Source organism: Amycolatopsis pretoriensis (assembly GCF_900107925.1).
GTDB lineage: Bacteria > Actinomycetota > Actinomycetes > Mycobacteriales > Pseudonocardiaceae > Amycolatopsis > Amycolatopsis pretoriensis.
This window is the reverse complement of record NZ_FNUJ01000003.1, coordinates 932,152-954,335: the sequence shown is the minus strand read 5'-3', so window position 1 is coordinate 954,335 and position 22,184 is coordinate 932,152. Positions and strand designations below refer to the sequence as shown.

Sequence of the window (22,184 nt, the reverse complement as noted above, 5' to 3'; positions counted from 1 at the left end):
TGTCCCTCAATGTGCCATTCACGGCTTTGACCTACTTCCAGTCGACCTGCGGGCTCCGGTAGAAGTTGATGCCCTGGGCCACCCAGCGCGGGCTCTGCTTCGCCAGCCGCGCGCGGTAGGCGTCCCAGTTGTGCGTCGACTTCGGGGACCAGCCGATCTCCGCGATGCCCGGCAGCCGCGGGAACGCCATGTACTCGATGTCGGCGCTCGTGCGGATCGTCTCGGTCCACAGCGGCGCCTCGACACCCGCGACCTGCTTCTCGCCGACGCCGGTCACCAGCGACGCCGGATCCCAGCTGTACCCGTCGCGCACCTCGATCAGCGCGGCCCAGTCCTGGCCGAGCGGCGTCGAAGCGTCGTACTTCATGTCCAGGTACGCGTAGTTCGCCGGCGACATCAGGATCTTGCTGCCGCGCGCCGCGGCGGCCGCGACACTCGGGTTGTCGCCGCCGAAGTCCCAGTACTGCGGGACCGCCGACGCGGGCGGGTCCGACTTCGCGATCTCGTGCCAGCCGGTGACCTTCTTGCCGTACTTGGCGACGATCGGCTGCACCTTCTTCTCGAACGCGATGTAGTCCGCGGGCGGCGTCGAGTGCGCTTCGTCGCCGCCGATGTGCAGGTACGGGCCGGGGGTGATGGCCGCCAGCTCGCGGACGACGTCCTCGACGAACTTGTAGGTGATCGGCGAGGAGATGCACAGCGAGCTGTAGCCGACCTCGGTGTCCGTGCGGACCGGGACGGCCTTGCCGTCGCAGTTCAGCTCCGCGTACGTCGACTGCGCCGCGTTCGTGTGGCCCGGCATGTCGATCTCCGGGATCACCGTGATGTGCCGCGAAGCCGCGTACGCGACGATGTCCTTGTACTGCGCCTGCGTGTAGTAGCCGCCGGGGTCGCCGTCGACGGCCGTCAGGCCGCCGACCGTCGCGAGCTTCGGCCAGCTCTTGATCTCGATCCGCCAGCCCTGGTCGTCCGCGAGGTGCAGGTGCAGGGTGTTGACCTTGTACTGGGCGATCTGGTCGAGGTACCGCTTGACCTGGTCCGGCTTGAAGAAGTGCCGGGCGACGTCGAGCATCGCGCCGCGTTCGGCGAAGCGCGGGTAGTCGAGGATCGTGCCGCCGGCGACGGTCCACGTCCGGTGCTGGACACGCTTCGCGTCGATCGCCGACGGCAGCAGCTGCCGCAGCGACTGGACGCCTTCGAAGAGCCCGTCCGCGGTGTTGGCCTTGAGCGAGACGCCGTCGCGGGCGACCTTCAGCTCGTAACCCTCGGTGCCGATCCGGGAGTCGTGGCCCAGCTGCAGGGAAATCGCGGGCAGGCCGGCGGCGTGCGGCACGACCGGCAGCGGGTAGCCGGTGGCCGGGCGCAGCAGGCCGCGCAGGTAGTCCGCGACCTGGCCGGCGCCGCGGCCGGCGGTGATCACGGTGAACGGCGTCAGCTTGAAGCCGTCCCGCGGGTCGGCCTTCGCCGAGACGGGCGCCGGGACGACGTCGGTCACGCTGCGTTCCGGGGCGGCCGGCGCGGCCACCGCCGCAGCGGGGACTCCGACGGCCGTGAGACTCACGATCGCCGCGGTCAAGACGGCTCTGGACAAGCGCATCAGGGCACCTCCGGTCGGGGACTCCTCCCAAAGGTACAGACCAGCCGGGCCATTTGGAACAGTCCTTAACGAAGGGTTGTCGAAGTCCGTGAATGGCACATTCACGGACACTTAGGCCCTCAATGTGCCATTCACGGCCTTAGTCGCGGAGGGCGGCGCGGATGGCGTCCAGGACGCTCGGGTCCTCGATCGTGGACGGCACGGCCTCGTCGCGGCCGTCGGCGATCGCGCGCATGGTCTTGCGCAGGATCTTCCCGGACCGCGTCTTCGGCAGCGCGTCCACAATGGACACATCGCGGAACGCGGCGACCGGGCCGATGTCCCGGCGCACCAGCGCCACCAGTTCGTCCCGCAGTTGCTCCGAAGGGATGTCCGCGCCCGCCTTGAGCACGACGAACCCGCGGGGGAGCTGGCCCTTGAGCTGGTCGGCGACGCCGATGACGGCGCACTCGGCGACGGCCGGGTGCGAGGCCAGCACGGCCTCCATCGATCCCGTCGAAAGCCGGTGCCCGGCGACGTTGATGACGTCGTCGGTGCGGCCCATGACGAAGAGGTAGCCGTCCTCGTCGAGGTAACCGGAGTCGCCGGTGAGGTAGTGGCCGTCGTAGCGGGAGAGGTAGGCCTCGCGGTAGCGCTCGTCGTCGCCCCACAGCGTCGGGAGCGAGCCCGGCGGCAGCGGCAGCTTGACGGTGATGGCGCCTTCGCGGCCGGCCGGCAGCTCGTCGCCCGCCTGGTCGAGGATGCGGACGTCCCAGCCGGGGACGGGCTTGGTCGCGGAGCCCGGCTTCACGTCCATCGGCTCCAGGCCGCGGAGGTTGGCCGCGATCGGCCAGCCGGTTTCGGTCTGCCACCAGTGGTCGATCACCGGCGTGCCGAGCTTCTCGTGCGCCCAGTGGTAGGTCTCCGGGTCGAGCCGCTCGCCGGCCATGAAGAGCGTCTTGAACGCCTTCAGGTCGTGCTTCTCCAGTTCGCGGGCGTCCGGGTCGACCTTCTTGATGGCCCGCAGCGCGGTCGGCGCGGTGAACAGCGCCTGGACGCCGTGCTCGGCGATGACCCGCCAGAACGCACCCGCGTCCGGCGTCCCGACCGGCTTGCCCTCGTACATGACCGAAGTCGCCCCGACCAGCAGCGGCGCGTACACGATGTAGGAGTGCCCGACGACCCAGCCGACGTCGGACGCGGTCCACCAGGTGTCGCCGGCGTGGACGTCGTAGACGGCGTCCATCGAGTAGGCGAGCGCGACGGCGTGGCCGCCCGTGTCGCGGACGACGCCCTTCGGCTTCCCGGTGGTCCCGGACGTGTAGAGGATGTAGAGCGGGTCGGTGGCCGCGACCGGCACCGGGTCGGCCGGATCGGCGTTCGCCGCCAGCTCGCGCCAGTCGAGGTCGCGCTTGGCCGGCTCGGCCGGGGCCTGCTCGCGCTGCAGCACGACGACGTGGTCCGGCTGGTGCTCGGTCATCTCCAGGGCGGCGTCGATGATCGGCTTGTACTCGACGACCCGCGTCGGCTCGATGCCGCAGGACGCCGCCAGGATCACCTTGGGCTTCGCGTCCTCGATCCGCGCCGCCAGCTCCTTCGGCGCGAAGCCGCCGAAGACCACCGAGTGCACCGCGCCGATCCGCGCGCAGGCCAGCATCGCGATCGCCGCTTCGGGCACCATCGGCAGGTAGATGATCACGCGGTCACCCTTGGTGACCCCCAGGGAGCCGAGCGCGCCGGCGAACCGCGCGACCGTGTCCCGGAGCTCCTCGTAGCTGTACGTCCGTTGCTGTCCGGTCACGGGCGAGTCCCAGATCAGTGCGGCCTGAGCGCCGCGGCCGGCCTCGACGTGCCGGTCGAGCGCGTTGTACGACGTGTTCAATTCGCCGTCCGGGAACCAGCGGTAGAAGGGCGGGTTCGAGGTGTCCAAGGCCCGTTCCGGCGCCTTCGCCCAGCTGATTTTTTCCGCCGCGGCCAGCCAAAACGCTTCCGGGTCCGTCAGGCTGCGCCGGTAGGCCTCGGAGTACGCGCCCATTGCCGCTCCCTCGCGTCGATCGTCCGCACCGGCCCCCATCATGACGCGGGAGCGGCGGGCTCGCCGGATTCCGGGCACGCTGAAGACCCGGCAACCCAACGGCAGCCGGGAGCGTCCTAAGCTGGACCGCGGGAAAACACCGCGTGACGGTACCGAGAGAACACGGACAGTGAGGGGAGCCCGGCGGTGAACGGACTCGCGAGCGCGTTGCTCTCGCTAGCCCATTCCTTGTTCGGCCCGGGCTTCTGCCCCGGCGACTGGGTGTGGGCCACGAGTGCGGCCGGCGCGCTCGTCGCGCTGATCCCGCCGGCCGGCGCGCTGGCCGTGTCGATCATCCGGAAGGGCACCGGCAACCGCTACGACGCCACGACGCTGGGGATCTTCGGCGCGATCGGCCTGGTCAGCGCGCTGGTGCTGCCCTGGCTGCTGTCCAACGGCGTGTCGGGCGTCTTCCGGTCGGCGTTCGCCAAGCAGAAGACCGGCCTGTCGGCGAACGAGCTCTCGACGCTGCGCGGCCCCGGCGGCTGCTGGGTCGATTCCCAGGTGGACTACCTGGGCGGCCGGCAGACCGTCTTCGACGTCTTTTCGTCCCGCAGCACGGGCGCCGACGACCTCCCGTTCTTCGTGTACCTGCTGGCGTTCATCGTCCTGGCCGCCGGCTCGCTGCTGTTCGTGATGCTGCAGGGCCGTACCGCCTTTCGCCGCGGCCCGAAGTGGCCGTCGCGGTTCTTCTGGATCCCGTTCGCCGCGATGCTCGCGTTCAGCGTCGGCATGGAGGCCAACACCGCCCTGCACTTCTTCCTGGGCTTCCTGCCGTTCAGCGTGCTGGGCCTGATCCCGGTCGCGATGGTCGGGCCGCCGCCGTGGTCGGTCATCAACCGGTCGGACGCGCCGCCGCGCCGCGACGAGCAGCCGCCGGGCCCGCCGCCGTCGCAGGTCCAGCCGCGCCCGACCCCGCCTCCGCCGCCCCCGCCGCCGGTCAACCGGCCGTACCCGAAGACGGCGCTGGCGGCCGCGCCCGAGCCGCCGCCGATGGCCGGCGCGCTGGCCGCGGCGCCGGGCCCGATCCCGCCGCCGCCCGGCTCGCGCAACGCCGGCGGCAGCCGCTACCGCCGCGTCAAGCAGCTCGGCGCGGGCGGGTTCGGCACGGTCTGGCAGGCCGTCGACACCCAGCTCAACCGCACGGTCGCGCTGAAGATCGCGCACGCCCCGGACCGCGACACCGCCGAGCGCATGCAGCGCGAGGCCCGCGCGCTGGCCGTGGTCAGCCACCCGAACTGCGTCAAGGTGTACGACCTGGCCGAGGAGCCGGACGGGCTCGCGCTGGTCATGGAGTACCTCGAGGGCCGGCCGCTGGCCGAGCTGGTCGACGGCCAGGGCCCGCTCGACGACGTCGCGGCCGGCCGCCTCTGGGCGACGATGGCGGGCGCGCTGGCGGCGGCGCACGAGAAGGGCGTCCTGCACCGCGACATCAAGCCGTCGAACGTCATCCTCGACCCGAGCGGCCTGGCCCACCTGATCGACTTCGGCATCGCCCGCAGCCAGGGCGACTCGAAGATGACGGCGACCGGCATGATGATCGGCACGCCGGACTTCGTGGCCCCCGAGCAGGCGATGGGCGCGACGGCGTCCCCGGCGTCGGATGCGTGGCAGCTGGCGGCGACGATCAGCTACGCCCTGTCCGGCCAGCCCCCGCGGGGTACTCGGGAGACCCCGATGGCGGCCCTGATGGCGGCGGCGCGGGCCGAACCGGTGACGCGGCTGCCCCAGCGAAGCGCGCACGCGCGGCTGCTGGCGGCGTCGCTGGACCCGGAACCGCGCCGGCGTCCGACGCTGAACGCCGTGCGGCGCGAGGTCGAGGGGTGGCTGTCGCGGGCCGGCAAGTCGGCCGACGGCCCGGTGACGCGGGTGGTGCCGCGCCAGCCGGGGAACCAGCTGCCCCGTCGTTAAGCGGGCTTCACGGCCTCGAAGATCAGCAGTTCCTTCGGGTGGTGCTGGATCTTCACCTGCTCGAAGCCCGCCTTCTCCAGGCGCGCGGGGAACGTCCCCGCGTCGACGACGTTCATCGTGTCGCCGAGGTGCAGCAGGCGGAACCTGAGGTTGAGCTGGCCGTCGCTGCCGCAGTACGTGCCGCCCGGGCGCAGGACCCGCGCGGCCTCGGCGAAGATCGCGTCCTGCAGCTCCTTCGTCGACACGTGGTGCAGCATCGTGAAGCAGACGACGGCGGAGAACCGGTTCGCGTCGAACGGCATCTCCGCGCCGCTGCCCTCGACGACGTCGCAGCGGTCGCCGTACTTCGCCCGCAGCAGCTCGCTCGACGCGTGGTCGATCTCCAGGACCGTCAGCTTCGGGACCGCTTTGAGCAGCACGTTCGTGGTGGCGCCGAAGCCGGGCCCGATCTCGAGGACGTCGTCACCGAGGTCGCGCTGCTTCAGCCACGGCGTCAGGCGCTCCTCGACGGTGGCCGCCCACTTCTCCGAGCTGCAGATCTTGCGGTGGATCAGGTTCATCGGCATGCGTTCGACGCTATTTCGGCCCGCGGATGGCCGGTAGCCGATAGCCTGCCAAGTGATGTCGCCAAACAGCCAAGCCATGGTGCTGGGCGAGGTCGACCTGCCCGCCGGCACGTGGTTCCCCTGGCACGAGCACCCGGTCCACCAGCTGGTCTGGTCGGCCCGCGGCGTCGTCGCGGTGAAGGCGGGCGACGTGGGCTGGGTCCTCCCGCCGACCCGCGCGCTGTGGATGCCGGCGGGCATCCAGCACCGCACGGGCGCGCTCGGCCGGGCGGCGCTGCGCGGCATCTACGCGGATCCCGCGTTGTCCCCGGTGTCGTGGCCGACGCCGCGGATGGTGGTGGTCCGCCCATTGCTGCGCGAGCTCCTGGAGTACCTGACCGGCGACGGGGTGGCCCCGGCGGCCCGGCTGCGTGCCGAAGCGGTGGCGTTCGACCTGCTGGAACCCCTGGACGTGGTGCCGATCGTGGTGCCGTCCCCGGTTGATGCACGCGCCCGCGACGTCGAGCGAGCGGTGGTCGCGAACCCGGCGGACCCGCGGAGTCTCGCGGAGTTCGGCCGGGACGTCGGAGCGGCGGAGCGGACTCTGGCCCGGATTTTCGTGCGGGAGTGCCGGATGCCGTTCGGGACTTGGCGCACGCAGGTGCGGCTGCGTGCGTCGCTGCCGTTGCTGGCCCAAGGGGCGCCGCTGGAGACGGTGGCGCACCGGGTGGGCTACAGCTCGGCGAGCGCGTTCGTGGCGGCGTTCCGGCGCGCGGTCGGCGTCACGCCGGGGTCGTACTTCGCGGGCTGACCGGGCCGGCTTCAAGCGCCCCAATGTGGCCTTGGTTGCGTCAGACGCACCGAAGGCCACATTGGGGCGCTACCGCCAGGACGGCAGCCAGCGTTCGGCTTCCCACTGGCCCGTCGTGATCGCGACGCCGTTCAGGATCGGCCACAGCCAGGCGAAGTTCGCCACCACCAGCCCGACGTACAACGACACCACGAGCAGACCCGTCCCGCGTCTCTCGAACCCGCGCCGCGCGCTGCCCAGGATCTGGCCCAGGCACAACGTCAGCCCCAGCACCAGGAACGCCGCCAGCGGCGTCGCGTAGAAGAAGTACATCTGGCGGTCGATGTTGGTGAACCAGAAGACGTACCCGCCGAGGTAGCCCACCAGGACCGCCGCGTAGCGCCAGTCCGCGCGGAACACCGAGCGCCACACCGACCAGCCCAGCATCGGGATCGCCAGCCACCACATCGCCGGCGTGCCGATCAGCATCGTCGCGCTCACGCAGCGGGACTCGCCGCAGCCGGTGATGTCGCCGTCGTAGCTGTAGAGCATCGGGCGCAGCCCCATCGGCCACGTCCACGGCTTCGACTCCCACGGGTGCGGGTTGTCCTTCGGCGTCACCAGCGTCTCGTGGAAGTGCAGGACGTTGCCCGTGTAGTCGGCCAGCGACCGCAGCGACGCCGGGACCCACGACCAGATGCCCGGCGCGATGTCCTTGATCTCGGTGTAGTGCCGGTCGGTCGCCGTCTCGCTCGCGAACCACGCCCAGTACGCGGCGAGGTACATCAGGAACGGGATCAGCAGGATCGCCCAGAGCGCCGGCAGCACGTCCCGGCGGATCGTGCCCAGCCACGGCCGTTCGACGCCGGCCGCGCGCCGCGCCGCGACGTCGAAGAACACGCACAGCAGGCCGAACGCGACGATGTAGTACAGCGCCGACCACTTGACGCCGAAGGTCAGCCCGATCATCAGCCCGGTCGCGAACCGCCACCAGCGGAAGCCCAGCTTGGGGCCCCACACGGACTCGTTGACCCAGCCTTCGCGGACCGCCGTCGCGAGCCGCGTGCGCACCTGGTCGCGGTCGACGAGCAGGCACGCGAACGCGGCGAGCACGAACAGCGCGATGAAGATGTCGAGCATGCCCATGCGCGACTGCAGGTGCAGCACGCCGTCGCTGATCACCAGGATGCCCGCGATGCCGCCGAGCAGCGTCGAGCGGGTCAGGCGGCGGGCGATGCGGATGGTCAGGAAGACGATGAGCGTGCCGGCCAGCGCGGGCATGATCCGCCAGCCCCAGCCGTTGTAGCCGAACAGCCATTCGCCGATCGCGATCAGCTGCTTCGCCAGCGGCGGGTGGACGACCAGCTCGTAGCCGTAGTTGTCCTCGTAACCGCCGTTGCGCAGCATCTGCCACGCCTGCGGGACGTAGTGCTTCTCGTCGAAGACCGGGCTGCCCTTGTCCGTCGGCACGCCGAGGTTCTGCAGCCGGACGATGCCGCCGATCACGGTCAGCACGAGGGTGACGACCCAGCCGCGCAACCGGTCGGTCGGCATGCCGCGGCCGAGCAGCGTCAGTTCACGGTCGGTCGGCGGCCGGAGCGCCTCGAGGGGGTCCGGCCGGACGCTCTCGTCGTCGGCACGGGTCAGCACGGCGGTCACGGGGGCGATCCTACGGGCGCGGCGGGGCGTGCGTCGTCGGGATCCGCTGATCAGCCTAGGCTGGCCGGGTGACTCCGGGCCGTCTCATCCTCGCCGCCACCCCGCTCGGCGACGTCCGCGACGCTTCCCAGCGGCTGGCTTCGGCCTTGGCGGAAGCCGACGTCATCGCGGCCGAGGACACGCGCCGGCTGCGATCACTGGCGTCCGCGCTGGAGGTGACCCCGCGAGGCCGCGTGGTGAGCTTCTACGAGGACGTCGAGACGGCGCGCCTGCCCAAATTGCTCGAATCGTTACGCGCGGGCGAGACGGTGGTGCTGGTGACGGACGCCGGTATGCCCAGTGTGTCCGATCCGGGCTTCCGGCTGGTGGCGGCGTGCGTTTCGGAAGACCTTCCGGTGACGTGCCTGCCGGGCCCGTCCGCGGTGACGACGGCGCTCGCTTTGTCCGGTTTGCCGTGCGACCGGTTCTGTTTCGAGGGGTTCGCGCCGCGCAAGCCCGGCGAGCGGACCCGGTGGTTGACGTCGCTGGTGTCCGAGCCCCGGACGGTGGTGTTCTTCGAGTCCCCGCACCGGTTGGGATCGCTGCTGGCGGACGCGGCTTCGGTGCTGGGCCCGGACCGGCCCGCCGCGGTGTGCCGGGAGCTGACGAAGACGTATGAAGAGGTGAAGCGGGGGTCGCTTTCTTCGCTCGCCGAGTGGGCCGCGGAGGGGGTGCGCGGCGAGATCACGGTGGTGCTCGCGGGGGCGGAGCCGCGGTCGGTTTCGGTGGCGGACCTGGTGTCGGAGGTGTCGGACCGGGTGGCGTCGGGGGAGCGGCTGAAGTCCGCGGCGGCTGAGGTCGCCGAGGCCGCCGGGGTGTCCAAAAAGGAGCTTTACGACGCCGTGCTCGCTTCGCGGACCTCGAAGTAATCGCCGTCACAGCGGGGCGATGTCCGTTTTGCCGCAAGTGATCGATGTGAGATCCGAATTAAGCCATTCGGCCGCTACCACGGCTTTCGATCTTGGGCGATCGTACTTCGTGGGCGCGGCTCGGGTTGTCCGGCCGCGGAGTGAGGGGAATCTTCGCGTGGCTTTCGACGTGTCTTCTTCGCGGCTGAGATCCAGACGTGGCGTGCTTTTCCTGGTGCTGGCCGTGGCCTTCGGGATTCTCCCCGCCACGGCTTTTTTGCGCCCTCCGGCCGCCGCGGCCGACACGGTCGCGCAGGTTCCGGACACCGCGCCGGACGAAGCCACCGCTGCCCGGTACGCCGAGCAGGCCCGAAAGCGCGTTCAGGTCGTGGACCAGACCACTGAGACCGCCGAGACGTTCGCCAACCCGGACGGCACGCTCACGACCACTCGCCACACGCGGCCCGTGCGGGTCAAGCGGGGCACCGGGTGGTCCGCGCCCGACTCGACCTTGGCGCCCAAAGACGGCGTGCTCGCCCCGAACGCCGCGACGACCGGGATCACCCTGTCCGCCGGCGCGAAGAGCGCCGCGAAGTCCGTCGGTGCGCAGCCCTTGCTGCGCTTGACCCGCGACGGCACGACGGCGGGCTTCGACTGGCTCGGTGCCCTGCCCGAGCCGGTCGTCACCGGCTCGACCGCGACCTACCCGGAGGTCCTGCCCGGCGCCGACCTGCGGGTCGAGGTCGACATCGACACCGTCCACGAGGTCGTCGTCGTCAAGACGCCCGAGGCGGCGAAGAACCTGGCGAAGCTCGAGTTCGGCGTACCGGTGCGGGGTGGCACCGTCACGAAGGACGCCGACGGCTCGCTGCACGTCCGGAACGCCGCGGGTGACGAGAAGTTCACCGCGCCGGCCGCCACGATGTGGGACTCCTCCGGCGTCGAGACGGCAACCCACGACTTCACGCGGGGCCCGGCCTCGGCCGGGCGCCGGGCCGTCGTCGGCGTCGACCTCGCCGGGACGAAGCTCACCCTGACGCCGGACCCGAAGCTGCTGGCCGCCGCGGACACCGTCTACCCGGTCTACGTCGACCCGACCTGGCACGACAACTACTGCGGCGCGTGCGGCCGCAACCACTACCTCGTCCAGTACGCCTGCGGCACGGGCAAGACGCCGGGCGACGCGGTGTGGGACAGCGATGACAGCCTGAAGGCCGGCTACTTCAACGACCCCAATTCGAGCTGCAGCCAGCACCTCGTCACCGCGCGCTCCTTCGTCGAGATGAACCTGGGCGGGCTGGCCGGGAAGAAGATCTACGGCGCATCACTGAACCTCAGCCTGCCCAACCCGGGCGACTGCTCGAAGACCAACAACGTGGTCTGGGCCGGCGGCATCAGCGCCGGGCTGAAGTTCAACAGCGGGCCCGCCTGGTGGAACACCGTCGGCGTGGTCGGCGGCAACTGCACCGGCGACACGCACAGCGCCGGGTTCGACATCACCGGGACCATCGACAGCGCGGTCAAGGGCAACTCACCCACGTGGACCTTCGGCATCGTCTCGCCGGACGAAAACAACCAGGCGACGTGGAAGCGCTATTCGCCCCAGGTCGGCTTCTCGGTCATCTACAACTCCCCGCCGAACCAGCCGAAGAACCTCGCGATCTTCAACGGCACGCAGTCCTACCCGTGCGTCCAGGGCGCCTCCCGGCCGGTCCTCGGCCCGACCGCGACCGGCTACGTCACCCGGGCCAACGTCTCCGACCCCGACGGCTACGCGCTCGACGCCCGGTTCCGCGTCTACAAGGGACTCGTCAGCAAGGGTGGCTACACGTGGACCGGCCGGGACTACGGCTCGGACAACATCGTGAGCGACACGAACCAGGCCAACCGGAACGCGGCCGCGACGTTGCCCAAGACCGAGATGAACGCCGACGGCTTCTACTCGTGGGACGTCCATTCGACGGACGGCAAGGACGAGGCGTGGGCGGTGCCGTGCGAGGTCGAGATCGAACTGACCGCGCCCGCGGTGCCCGGCGTCGCGTCGCAGACCTACCCGTCCGGCGCGTACGGCGGTGGCCCCGGCCGCCCGGGTGACTTCACGTTCACCGCGGCGGGCACGGCGGCCCCGGTCGACCACTACGTCTGGAAGCTGGACAACACGGCCGCGCCGAGCTGCAACGGCACCGAGGCCGGCACGGTGAAGCCGAAGGTCCTCAACGGACCCGGCACCACGGCGATCGCGCCCGGAAGTTCGGGACCGCACGTGCTCAGCGCGTGGTCGTGCAACCGGGCGAAGACTCCGTCGAACCGCGTCGACTACGGGTTCACGGTGAAGGACGCGGCGGCGCCGGTGGCCTCCTGGCAGTTCGAGGGTGACGGCCGGTCGCAGGTGACCGGACTGCGCTACGCGGGCGCGGGAACGGGCAACTTCACCGCGGGCAAGCTCGGCCAGGCCGCGGCGCTCAGCGGTCAGGCGGGTGACTACTTCGCGACCCCGGCGCGGATCGTCGACACGGCGAAGTCGTTCTCCGTCTCGACCTGGGTGAACGCCGCCGACCTCAACGGCCAGCGGGCGGTGCTCTCCCAAGACGGTGATCAGGCCAGCGGTTTCGCCTTGCAGTACCTGTCAGGCAAGTGGGCGTTCAGCCTCAGCGGCTCGGACGTCGCCAACCCGGTGGTCACCTCGGCCGTCTCGACGGTCACGCCGGCCACCGGAACGTGGACCCACCTGACCGGGGTGTACGACGCCACCGCGCACACGGCGGCGCTGTACGTCGACGGCGCCCTCCAGCAGACGGTGTCCGCGACGGCGGCGAACGTGACCGGCCCGCTCGTGCTAGGCGGCGGCAAGTGGGGCGGTGTCCGGACCTACTTGACCAAGGGGTCGATCGACGAGGCGGCGGTGTTCGGCCGTGCGCTGTCGGCTGCCGAAGTCACCACGATGTACGGAGCCAATGGCGTCCCGGCGGGTCTCGGCGCGGTGCGTGAGTACACGTTGGACGGTGACGCGCAGGACGCCACCGGTACCGAGAACACGCTGACCCTGAAGAACATCTCGTACGGCCAGGGGTACTCGGACTCGGCGGGCCAGTCCGCCACCGAGGACACCACCGGACACGGCAGCGGGCAGGGCCTGGTCGACCAGGGCCCGGGCTACGCCACCACGTCGGCGCCGGTCGTCGACAGCTCGCAGAGCTTCTCGATCTCGGCGTGGGTCAAGCCGACGGACGCGAACTTCTACACCCTGGCCGCCCAGATGGGCACCAAGGGCAACGCTTTCCAGCTCAGCATGTCCGACCTGAACATCGGCCTGGGCATGAGCACCAGCGACAGCGCCGACCCCGCCGCCGCCGGGTGGCGGTGGGCGACCGCGCCGGTGGCATCGCACGCGGGCGTGTGGACGCACGTGACCGGAACCTACGACGCCGTGGCCGGCAAGGAGCGCTTCTACATCGACGGTGCGTTGACCGGCGAGGTGACCATCGCCGCCGGCACCACGTGGCGCGGCACCGGGCCGTTCACCGTCGGCAAGGTGGCGGACCAGGATCTGGGCGTTTACAAGGGCTCGATCGACCAGGTCCAGGTCTGGGACCGGGCGCTGCCCGCGGCCGAGGTCGCCGGGCTCGCGAACACCGCGGTGCTGCGGGCGAACTACCAGCTCGACGGCACCACCACCGATTCCGTCACGGGTGTGGCCGGCACGCCGTCGGGCAACGTCCAGCTGACGGCCGACGAGGACGGGGCGAACGTGGCCCGCTTCCCGTTCGAGTGGGGTTCCCAGATCGAGGGGCCGCGCCCGCAGAACTTCCGCAGTGACCGCAGCTTCACCGTCGAGGCCTGGGTCAAGAAGACCTGGACCGCGGAAGACGCGGCCAAGGAGAAGCAACGGGACTCGACCGATCCCGCGGGCGTGGACAAACCCGGCCGGACCGCGCTCGGGGCGAACGGCGCCTACTACTCGCCCTACCTCCTCGGCTACCGGGGCGTGCAGGACGCGTCCGGGGCCTGGCACCCGCGCTGGAGCTGGGCGATGTGGGCGAAGGAGTCGACGCCGACGACGCCGGTGTCCGTGCTGGTCGCACCGGACGTGGACGCCCAGCCGAACGTGTGGACGCACCTCGCCGGGACCTACGACGCGGTCACGCACAAGGCGTGCCTGTACGCGACGACCGACGCGTACCAGTACAGCCCGAAGTGCGTCGACAACGTCGTGGGCTGGAACGGCGCGAGCGATCTGGAGGACCTCTTCCTCGGGCGCGGTCGCTTCAAGGGCATGGACACCGACTACTGGTACGGCGACCTGCGCGGTATCCGGGTCTACAGCGGTGTGCTCGACCAGCAGCACATCAACGCCGACACCGTCGTCGACCACCCCTAGTTTTCCCGACCTCCGCAGAACGGGCAGATCTTCCATGCGTGAAAGTGCCAGATGGGCTCGGCTGAGCCGGTCTTCGAGAGTCACCGCCGCCGTGCTCGCGGTCGTCATGCTCGGCTCCGGCGGGACGGCCGTCGCCGCCCCCGCCGCGCCCGGAGGCAACTGGTCCGTCCCACCGGGGCAAAAAGAGAAGAGCGTCCCGGTCAGCCCGGTGACGGCGGGCAAGCCGGCGGAGATCAAGATCGGCACCCCGCCCGTCACCCCGCCGGTCTGGCCCGCGGCGAAGGACACCGACGTCGACCTCGCCCCCGCCGCCACCCAACAGCTGCGCGCGGCGGACACGCCGGTGCGGCTCGGGCGGGTCGCGGCCGCGGCGAAACCCGCCAAGGTGCACGTCAAGGTCGCCGACCACCAGGCCGCCGAAGCGCTCGGGCTCGACGGCGTCGTCCTTTCGGTCACCGGCGCCGCCGGGAGTCCGGTCCGCGTCGGGCTGGACTACAGCGGCTTCGCCAACGCCTTCGGTGGTGGCTGGAGCGACCGGCTCCGGCTGTTCACCTTGCCCGCGTGCGCACTGTCCACACCGGACAAGCCGGAGTGCCGCAAGCGCACGCCGATCGCCGGCTCGGCCAACGACGCCAAGGCGAAGCAGGTGACGGCGGACGTCGTGACCGGTGGCGGGACGCAGGTGCTCGCGGCCACCGCCGCGGCGTCCGGTTCGGCCGGCTCGACCACGGCGATGCCGCTGTCGGCCGCCGGTGACTGGTCCGGCGGCGGTTCGGGTGGCGACTTCTCCTACAGCTACCCGTTCACGACGCCGAAGGCCCCGAACGGCGCGGCGCCCAACCTCGCGTTGAGCTACTCCTCGGGAAGCATCGACGGCCTGACGTCGGCGACCAACAACCAGGCGTCGTGGATCGGCGACGGCTGGGACTTCACCCCGGGCGGCTTCATCGAACGCCACTACAAGGGCTGCAGCGAGGACCTGGGCGGCAACAACGGCCAGACGAAGACCGGCGACCAGTGCTGGGGTCCCGACAACGCGTCGCTCGTCCTCGGCGGCCGATCGACCCAGCTGATCAAGGTCACCGACACGCTGTGGCGCCCGAAGAGCGACGACGGGTCGAAGGTCGAGCTCCTGACCGGAGCGGAGAACGGTGTCTCCCACGGGCAGCACTGGCGCGTCACCACCGGTGACGGCACCCAGTACTACTTCGGTCTGAACCACCTCCCCGGCTGGACCAGCGGCAAGCCGGAGACGCAGTCCGCGTGGACGGTTCCCGTTTTCGGCAACAACGACGGCGAAGACTGCTACAAGGCGAACGACTTCGCGCATTCCTGGTGCCAGCAGGGGTGGCGGTGGAACCTCGACTACTCCGTCGACCCGCACGGCAACGTCAGCACCTACTACTACCAGCCGGAAAAGAACTCCTACGGGCTGAACCTCAACGTCACCTCCGCCGGCACGTCGTACGTGGCGGGCGGCTACCCGCTGCGCGTCGAATACGGCCTGCGCCTCAAGGACGGCAGCGTCTACGGCAGCGGCCCGTCGAACCAGGTCGTCTTCGACACGGCCGAGCGGTGCATCCCGGACGCGTCCTTCGACTGCGCCCCGGCGAAGCTCACCGCCGCGAACGCGTCGCACTGGCCGGACGTGCCGTTCGACCAGATCTGCGCCGAAGGCGCGACCTGCGACTACGGCGCGCCCGCGTTCTTCACCCGCAAGCGCCTGACCGCGGTCCGCACGCAGTACTTCACCGGGACCACCCCGCACGACATCGACCAGTGGGACCTCGTGCAGTCCTACCCCGGCTCGGGCGACGCCGCCCCGCCGGCACCGTGGCTGAACTCGATCACCCACACCGGCAAGGCGGGCGCCGCGCCGATCAAGCTGCCGCCGACCCAGTTCGACCGCTACATCTTCCCCAACCGGGTCGACACCCTCGGCGACAAGTACGCGGCGATCACGCGCAGCCGCCTCAAAGAGATTCGCACCGAGACCGGCGGCCGGATCACGGTGGCCTACTCGGCCCAGGACTGCGTCCCGGGCGTGAAGATGCCCGCGTCGCCGGAGACCGACACCTACCGCTGCTTCGCGTCGTACTGGAGCCCGCCCGAGGCGAAGGACCCGGTGCTGGACTGGTTCCACAAGTACGTCGTCGTCGACGTCAAGGAAGAGGACCTCACCGGCGGTTCCGTCCCGGTCGAGACGCACTACGACTACCCGGACAACACCGCGGCCTGGCACTACGACGACAGCCAGTTCACCCCGGACGACCGCCGCACCTGGAACCAGTGGCGCGGCTACAACGTGGTGACCACGTCGATCGGCGCGCCGGGCAAGACGAAGACCGTCACGGAATCGCTGTACCTGCGCGGGATGAACGGCGACCACCTGCCGTCCGGGAGCCGGCAGGTCTCCGTCGCCGACTCCGACGGCGGATCCATTGTGGACGACGACTTCCTGCAGGGTTACGTGCGCGAGTCGCGGACGAAGCTGGACGACGGCACGACGGTCGACTCCGCGTCGGTCAACGAGCCGTGGAAGCGCGGCCCGACCGCGACCAGCGCGGACGGGCGCCTCAAGGCGTACATGCTCGACACGAAGGAAGTTCGCGGCCGGACGTTGCTCTCCGACGGCAAGACCTACCGCCGGACGCTGGTGAAGAAGCAGTTCGACGACAACGGGATGACCACCCAGGTCGAGGACCAGGGTGACACTTCCACGCCGTCGGACGACACCTGCACCAACACGACCTACGTCCCCAACACTGCCGGGATGTTCGACCGGTCGAGCACGGTCGTGATGTTCGGCGGTACCTGCGCGGGGACGCAGACCGCAGCGAACAGCATCACCGACGTGAAGGTGGCCTACGACCACCAGGCCGTCGGGCAGCCGCCGACCAAGGGTGACATCACCGAGCAGGACACCCTCGACACCTGGGACGCCGGCGGCAAGCACTACGTCGCCACCGCCAAGAACTCCTACGACGACCTCGGCCGCGAGACCGAGTCGACCGACGTGTTCGGCAGCGTCTCGAAAACGGCGTTCGTCCCGGAGACCGGTGGTCCGGTCACCCAGACCAAGGCGACCAACCCGCTCGGCTGGACGTCGACGACGACCCTCGAGCCCGCCCGCGGCAACCCGACGACGTCGGTCGACGTGAACGGCGTCAGCACGGACATCGACTACGACGCACTGGGCCGCAAGACCGCGGTCTGGACGCCGGGGCGGCTCCGGAGCCAGACCGCGTCGGCGACGTTCGAGTACGGCGGGGACCAGACGACCCCGACGTTCGTCCGCACGAAGACGTTGCAGGACACGACCAAGTACACCGACGCGTACACGATCTACGACGGGCTCGGCCGGACCCGGCAGACCCAGGTCCCGGCGCAGGGCGGCGGCCGGATCATCGCCGACACGCTGTACGACTCGCGCGGCCTGCAGTTCAAGACGAACGCGCCGTACTACAACGACGCTTCGGGGCCGAACGCGACGTTGGTGACCGCCGCCGACAACACGATGCCGGCGCAGACCGTCACGGAGTACGACCGGCGGGCCCGGCCCACCGCGTCGATCCTGGTGTCGAAGGGCGTCGAGCAGTGGCGGACGACCACCCGGTACGAGGGTGAGCGCACGACGACGATCCCGCCGGCGGGCGGCTCACCGTCCACAGTGGTCACCGACGTCCAAGGGCAGACCGCGCAGCGGCTGCAGTACACCAACGGCTACACGCCGGGGGCGGCCAACCCCGCCGACGTCACGAACTACACCTACAACGCCGCGGGTGCGCCGACGTCCGTGCAGGACTCCGCGGGCAACGTCTGGTCGACGAAGTACGACCTGCGCGGCCGGAAGGTCGAGCAGAACGACCCGGACGCCGGGCGGTCGACGTTCACCTACGACCAGGGTGGGCAGCTCAAGACCACGACGGACGCCCGGAACCAGACCCTCGTCTACACCTACGACGCGCTCGGCCGGAAGATCCGGGAGAACAAGGACTCGGACACCGGCCCGCAGCTGGCGACGTGGACGTACGACACGGTGCCGCACGGGCTCGGCATGCCCGCGTCGTCGACCCGCTGGGACGGTGCCGACGCGTACACCAACCGCGTCGTCGCGTACGACGCGTTCAGCAGACCGACCAAGACCGCCGTCGACGTTCCGGCGAAGGAGGACGCGCTCAAGGGGAGCTACGAGTTCTCGACGAAGTACACGGCGACGGGCGCGGTCGCGGAGACCGTGAGCCCGGCAGCGGGCAACCTGCACCAGGAACACATCGTCCGCTCCTACACCGACCTGGGCCTGCCGTCGACGACCTACGCACTCGACTCGACGACGGGCGCGCGCACGGACCTGGCCTCGGCGACCGGGTACACGTCGCTGAACGAGATGTCGACCCTGCAGCTGGACAGCGCGACGTCGGTCGCGAACGTCGGCGTGACCCAGACCTACGACGAGGTCACCCGCCGGGCGCAGACGACGACGGTGAGCCGCGAGACGCAGGTCGGCGCGGAGCTGTCGAAGCGGACGTACACCTACGACCCGGCGGGCAACGTCCGGAAGATCGCCGACACGCCCGCCGGGGCGACGGCCGACGTCCAGTGCTTCGACTACGACTACCTGCAGCGGATGACGGACGCTTGGACGCCGTCGTCGGCGGACTGCTCGACGGCGAAGTCGGCGTCCGCGCTGGGCGGCGCGGCGCCGTACTGGAAGTCGTACACGTTCGACAAGACCGGCAACCGCAAGACGCAGGTCGAGCACAAGGCGGCCGGCGACGTCACGACCACGTATTCGTACCCGGCTTCGGGCGCGTCGGCGGTGCGCCCGCACGCGCTGCAGCAGACGGACACGGCGGGCCCGAACGGCACGGCGACGGCGGGGTACACGTACGACGAAGCCGGCTCGGTGAAGACGCGCAACGTCGGCGGCGACACGCAGACGTACACGTACGACGCCGAAGGCCGCACGGCGACCGCGACGGACCCGACCGGCACGAGTGCGTACGTCTACGACGCGGACGGCAACCGCCTGATCACCCACGACCCGACCGGCGCGACGCTGTCGATCGGCGACCTGGAGATCTTCCAGACGGCGGGCACGCACGCATCGACGGCGATCCGCTACTACTCGCACGGCGGCACACAGGTGGCCGAGCGCGTGGGGACGTCGGGGCTGCGCTGGATGCTGGGCGATCTGCACGGCACGAACGGCCTGTCGATCACCCAGGGGACGCTGCAGCCGAACCAGCGCTACACGGACCCGTTCGGCAACGTCCGCGCGCAGACGTCGACGTGGCCGGACAAGCACGGTTTCGTCGGCGGCTACCAGGACACAACGGGGCTGACCCACCTCGGGGCGCGTGACTACGACCCGGTGACTGGCCGGTTCACCAAGGTGGACCCGGTGCTGACACCGGACCTGCCGCAGACGTTGAACGCGTACGCGTACGCGAACAACTCGCCGGTGACGGAGTCGGACCCGTCGGGGTTGTCGGCGTGCCATTCGATGGGCTCGGACGGGTTGTTGTGCAACCCGGGGACGCCGCAGGCCGAGGGCTGCTCGTGGAACTCGAACTGCAACGTGGTGGGCCACCACACGCAGCAGGAGATCGACAAGCGCAACGGCAGGGACGTCTACGCCAAGACGGTCCAGAATTCCGGCATCAGCCAGGAGGCGTACAAGAACGCCCAGGAAGTGGTGAAGAAGTCCAAGTGGGACGTCTTCGTCGAGGCGGCGGGCGAGCTGGTCAAGGGCTTGATCGGCTGGGACGACATCAAGGACTGCGTGACGCAGGGAGCGTTCGGCGCGTGCGTCCGGACGATCATCAACTTCATCCCGTGGGGCAAGATCCTCAAGGCCGGCGAGATCATCGCGGACTTCTGGAAGGGCGCGAAGGCCCTGATCACCTTCGGTAAGGAGGTGGAGAAGGCCGAGAAGGTCATCGTCGACACGGAGAAGGTCCTGGCCGACGCGAACAAGGCGGCCAACGCGGCGGCGGATGCCGAGCGGGCGGTTTCGGAGGTCTCTCACGGGGCTCAAGAGGCCAAGGGCGCGGCTGAGTCGGCCGAAAGTGGTGCTTCGTGCATGTTGCACAGCTTCGTGGCCGGCACCCGGGTACTGCTGGCGGACGGCTCGACGAAGCCGATCGAGCAGGTCCACGACGGCGACGAGGTGCAGACGACGGACCCGTCGACGGGGACGACGGAGTCGCACAAGGTGGTGGGCACGCTCGTCCACAGCGACGAGCAGGAGCGGACCGAGGTCACGCTGGACTCGGGCGCGACGCTGGTCGCGACGGACTGGCACCCCGTGTGGGTGGAAGAGGTCGGTGACTGGGTCGCGATCGGGTCGCTGACCGCGGGTGAGCACCTACACTCGGCGGATGGTCGGTCGGTCGAGGTCAAGTCTGTTCGGTACTTCGAGCAGCAAGCCTCGGTCTACGACCTCACGGTCGACGGGGTCCACGACTACTACGTCGTCGCGGGTGCTGTCGACGTCTTGGTCCACAACTGCCCGGCAGCTGCCGGCGGGGCGGAAAGGCGCACCGGGCCGGTCCTTCCCCGGGAGCAGGCCGACCAGGTCGCCGGCGCGTTGGGCTACCGGCCGACGAAGTTCCGGTCCGCAGGCAATGCCAAGGTCTGGATGAACAAGAAGGCGCCTGCCTCCGAGCGGTACATCACCTGGGACCGGACCGGGCACAAACGGGGGATCTTCAAGGGCGGCTCGGCTCCTGACGCGTTCTCGTCGACCACGAGCGCCGGCCGGAGCGGGACGTACGACGTCGGTTATTCGAGTGCGGAGGGGCCATTCCTGACCTGGGTGGGCAAATGACGTCTGTGGTGCTCGTCGCCAAGTACGACGAAGCCGCGCGCAACGGCGATGTCGAGGACTGGACGTCGAACGACGACATCGGCGCCCGGTTCGCGGGTGAAGTGCTCTCGCCAGCCGAGTACTACCGGGTCGAGGATCGCTATGTCGACTTCGTCCGGTCGCTCGCGACCGCCTGCGGCGTCACCGAGTTCGTGATCAGGGCTCCCACCGTGTCGAAGTCGCTGCCTCCGTGGGTCCCGCTGCTGCGGAGTGGCCTGGTGGTCGATCCGGAAACCGCCTTGAAGCTCATCCGCCGCATGCTCCGGATCGGCGACCTCTCCTGCGTGCTGTGCGCCGGCGACGATCTCACCGTCGGCGTCGAGACCGATTTCTACCTTTCGGTGCAAGCTGACGACGAGAAGTTAGCGGAATCCGCCCGCCGCTTCGGGCTGCATCTGTATCCGGCCGGCGGCTGGTCGTGGTTCGATCCGGACGGCGGCGTGGCGGTGCTCGGAGAGCTCGGCGAGCGGTTCCCGCAGGACGTGCGGCGGTTGTGCGGTGCCGGCCGGCCGGTCGTCGTGCTGGAGCGCTGGGCCAATGGGCCAGGGGGAGAACGCTGGCACCTGCTCGAAGCCGCCGACGGGCTCGACTGGACGCTCGGGCTACCTTCGGGCGTGGCGTTGGCGGCCTTGCCCGGTGTTCGGATCAAGTGGGCGCCCCGCCGGGATGTCGTTTCGGACATCGGTGTCGGACTGGGCGACGAGGAACCCGTGGTCGTCGTGGCGCGGCCGCAGCCCGACGTCGGTTCCGCGCTCGAAGCTGTCGTCTTTTCGGGCGGTGTCCACCACGTCGAAGAAGCCGATCTGCCGCTCGGTGGTGAGCTCGGGTGGTTCGCCTATCCGGACGTCGGTGACGTGTCCGGCCGCTCGCTCGCCGGAGTGATCCCCGGTAAGGAGGGTCGCGTCGACGCGTTGTGGGATGCGGACCTCACGCTGATCCGTTGATCTCGGCTCATGTCAGCAACGCGGTCACCGCGGCATGCGCCTTCTCCGCATCAGGTGCATCCCCGGTGATCACGTCCGTGTACACGAACGACTCGCCGATCCGGACCAGCAAGTAAGCCAGGTCCGGTACCGGCAACGGCGGCACCAGCCGGCCGGCGGATACCTCCGTGGACAGCAGCATCTCCAGTTCCGTGGTCGTTCGCTGCTGGCAAACGCTTGCGCGCGTGGTCAACAGCCGCAGCGCCCGCTCCGGCTCCCGGCGCAAGAAGTCCCGGAACGGTGGGGAGTCGTTCGCGAACCGGACGTACCCGCTCACGAAGTCCGCGATGCCCGCCGCTCCGCGCCCCGCGCACGATGGCCAGAGCCGCGCGATCGAGGCGGCCGACAGTGACCACAGGATCTCGCCGAGCAGCCGGTCGCGGGAACCCACGCGCCGGTGCAGGGTCGCGCGGCTGATCGACAGGTCCTCCGCCAGTTCGCCCATGTCGAGCCGGCGGCCCGACAGGAACCACTCGCGTGCCCGTTCGAACTCGTGAGACATATGTCAGA

The 22,184-nt window shown here is 70.2% G+C and carries 11 protein-coding genes; 6 read left to right on the top strand and 5 right to left on the bottom strand.

The window, feature by feature from the left end; all coding sequences use genetic code 11:
* Positions 1-31 precede the first annotated feature (31 nt).
* Both BLV96_RS16955 and BLV96_RS16950 read right to left on the bottom strand, forming a co-directional pair.
* Complete coding sequence (locus BLV96_RS16955) at positions 32-1,597, bottom strand: beta-N-acetylhexosaminidase (RefSeq protein WP_086678744.1); 1,566 nt, start codon at positions 1,595-1,597, stop codon at positions 32-34.
* 139 nt (positions 1,598-1,736) lie between these two features.
* A complete protein-coding gene (locus BLV96_RS16950; RefSeq protein WP_086678745.1) occupies positions 1,737-3,611 on the bottom strand; it encodes a propionyl-CoA synthetase in 1,875 nt (624 codons plus the stop codon).
* A gap of 186 nt (positions 3,612-3,797) precedes the next feature.
* On the opposite strand from BLV96_RS16950, the gene BLV96_RS16945 reads away from it, so the two are divergent.
* Positions 3,798-5,561 (top strand): serine/threonine-protein kinase, encoded by a 1,764-nt coding sequence (locus BLV96_RS16945; protein ID WP_091389239.1) that lies wholly within the window; start codon positions 3,798-3,800, stop codon positions 5,559-5,561.
* On the opposite strand, the gene BLV96_RS16940 is transcribed toward BLV96_RS16945, so the two are convergent.
* Positions 5,558-6,127, bottom strand: coding sequence for a class I SAM-dependent methyltransferase (locus BLV96_RS16940; protein ID WP_086678696.1), 570 nt, complete (start codon positions 6,125-6,127; stop codon positions 5,558-5,560). The genes BLV96_RS16945 and BLV96_RS16940 overlap by 4 nt on opposite strands.
* Positions 6,128-6,203: 76 nt before the next feature.
* Between BLV96_RS16940 and BLV96_RS16935 the strand changes: the two genes are divergently transcribed.
* Positions 6,204-6,917 (top strand): AraC family transcriptional regulator, encoded by a 714-nt coding sequence (locus BLV96_RS16935; RefSeq protein WP_086678695.1) that lies wholly within the window; start codon positions 6,204-6,206, stop codon positions 6,915-6,917.
* Positions 6,918-6,986: 69 nt separating this feature from the next.
* Here the strand turns inward: BLV96_RS16935 and BLV96_RS16930 are convergent, their stop codons facing one another.
* Positions 6,987-8,555: a dolichyl-phosphate-mannose--protein mannosyltransferase gene (locus BLV96_RS16930; RefSeq protein WP_086678694.1), complete on the bottom strand. Its 1,569-nt coding sequence runs from the start codon at positions 8,553-8,555 to the stop codon at positions 6,987-6,989.
* Between the two features lie 68 nt (positions 8,556-8,623).
* Here BLV96_RS16930 and rsmI point away from each other — a divergent pair, with 68 nt between their 5' ends.
* From rsmI to BLV96_RS16910, 4 genes are all read left to right on the top strand, one after another.
* Positions 8,624-9,463, top strand: a complete 840-nt coding sequence (gene rsmI, locus BLV96_RS16925) for a 16S rRNA (cytidine(1402)-2'-O)-methyltransferase (RefSeq protein ID WP_086678693.1) — start codon at positions 8,624-8,626, stop codon at positions 9,461-9,463.
* 157 nt (positions 9,464-9,620) lie between these two features.
* A complete protein-coding gene (locus tag BLV96_RS16920) occupies positions 9,621-13,820 on the top strand; it encodes a LamG domain-containing protein (protein WP_143050980.1) in 4,200 nt (1,399 codons plus the stop codon).
* Positions 13,821-13,911: 91 nt separating this feature from the next.
* On the top strand, positions 13,912-20,652 hold the full coding sequence (locus BLV96_RS16915) for an RHS repeat-associated core domain-containing protein (RefSeq protein WP_158104182.1): 6,741 nt from the start codon (positions 13,912-13,914) through the stop codon (positions 20,650-20,652).
* 8 nt (positions 20,653-20,660) lie between these two features.
* Complete coding sequence (locus BLV96_RS16910) at positions 20,661-21,635, top strand: hypothetical protein (RefSeq protein ID WP_143050979.1); 975 nt, start codon at positions 20,661-20,663, stop codon at positions 21,633-21,635.
* Between the two features lie 7 nt (positions 21,636-21,642).
* On the opposite strand, the gene BLV96_RS16905 is transcribed toward BLV96_RS16910, so the two are convergent.
* Positions 21,643-22,176, bottom strand: a complete 534-nt coding sequence (locus BLV96_RS16905; RefSeq protein WP_086678689.1) for a QsdR family transcriptional regulator — start codon at positions 22,174-22,176, stop codon at positions 21,643-21,645.
* Between the last annotated feature and the right edge of the window lie 8 nt (positions 22,177-22,184).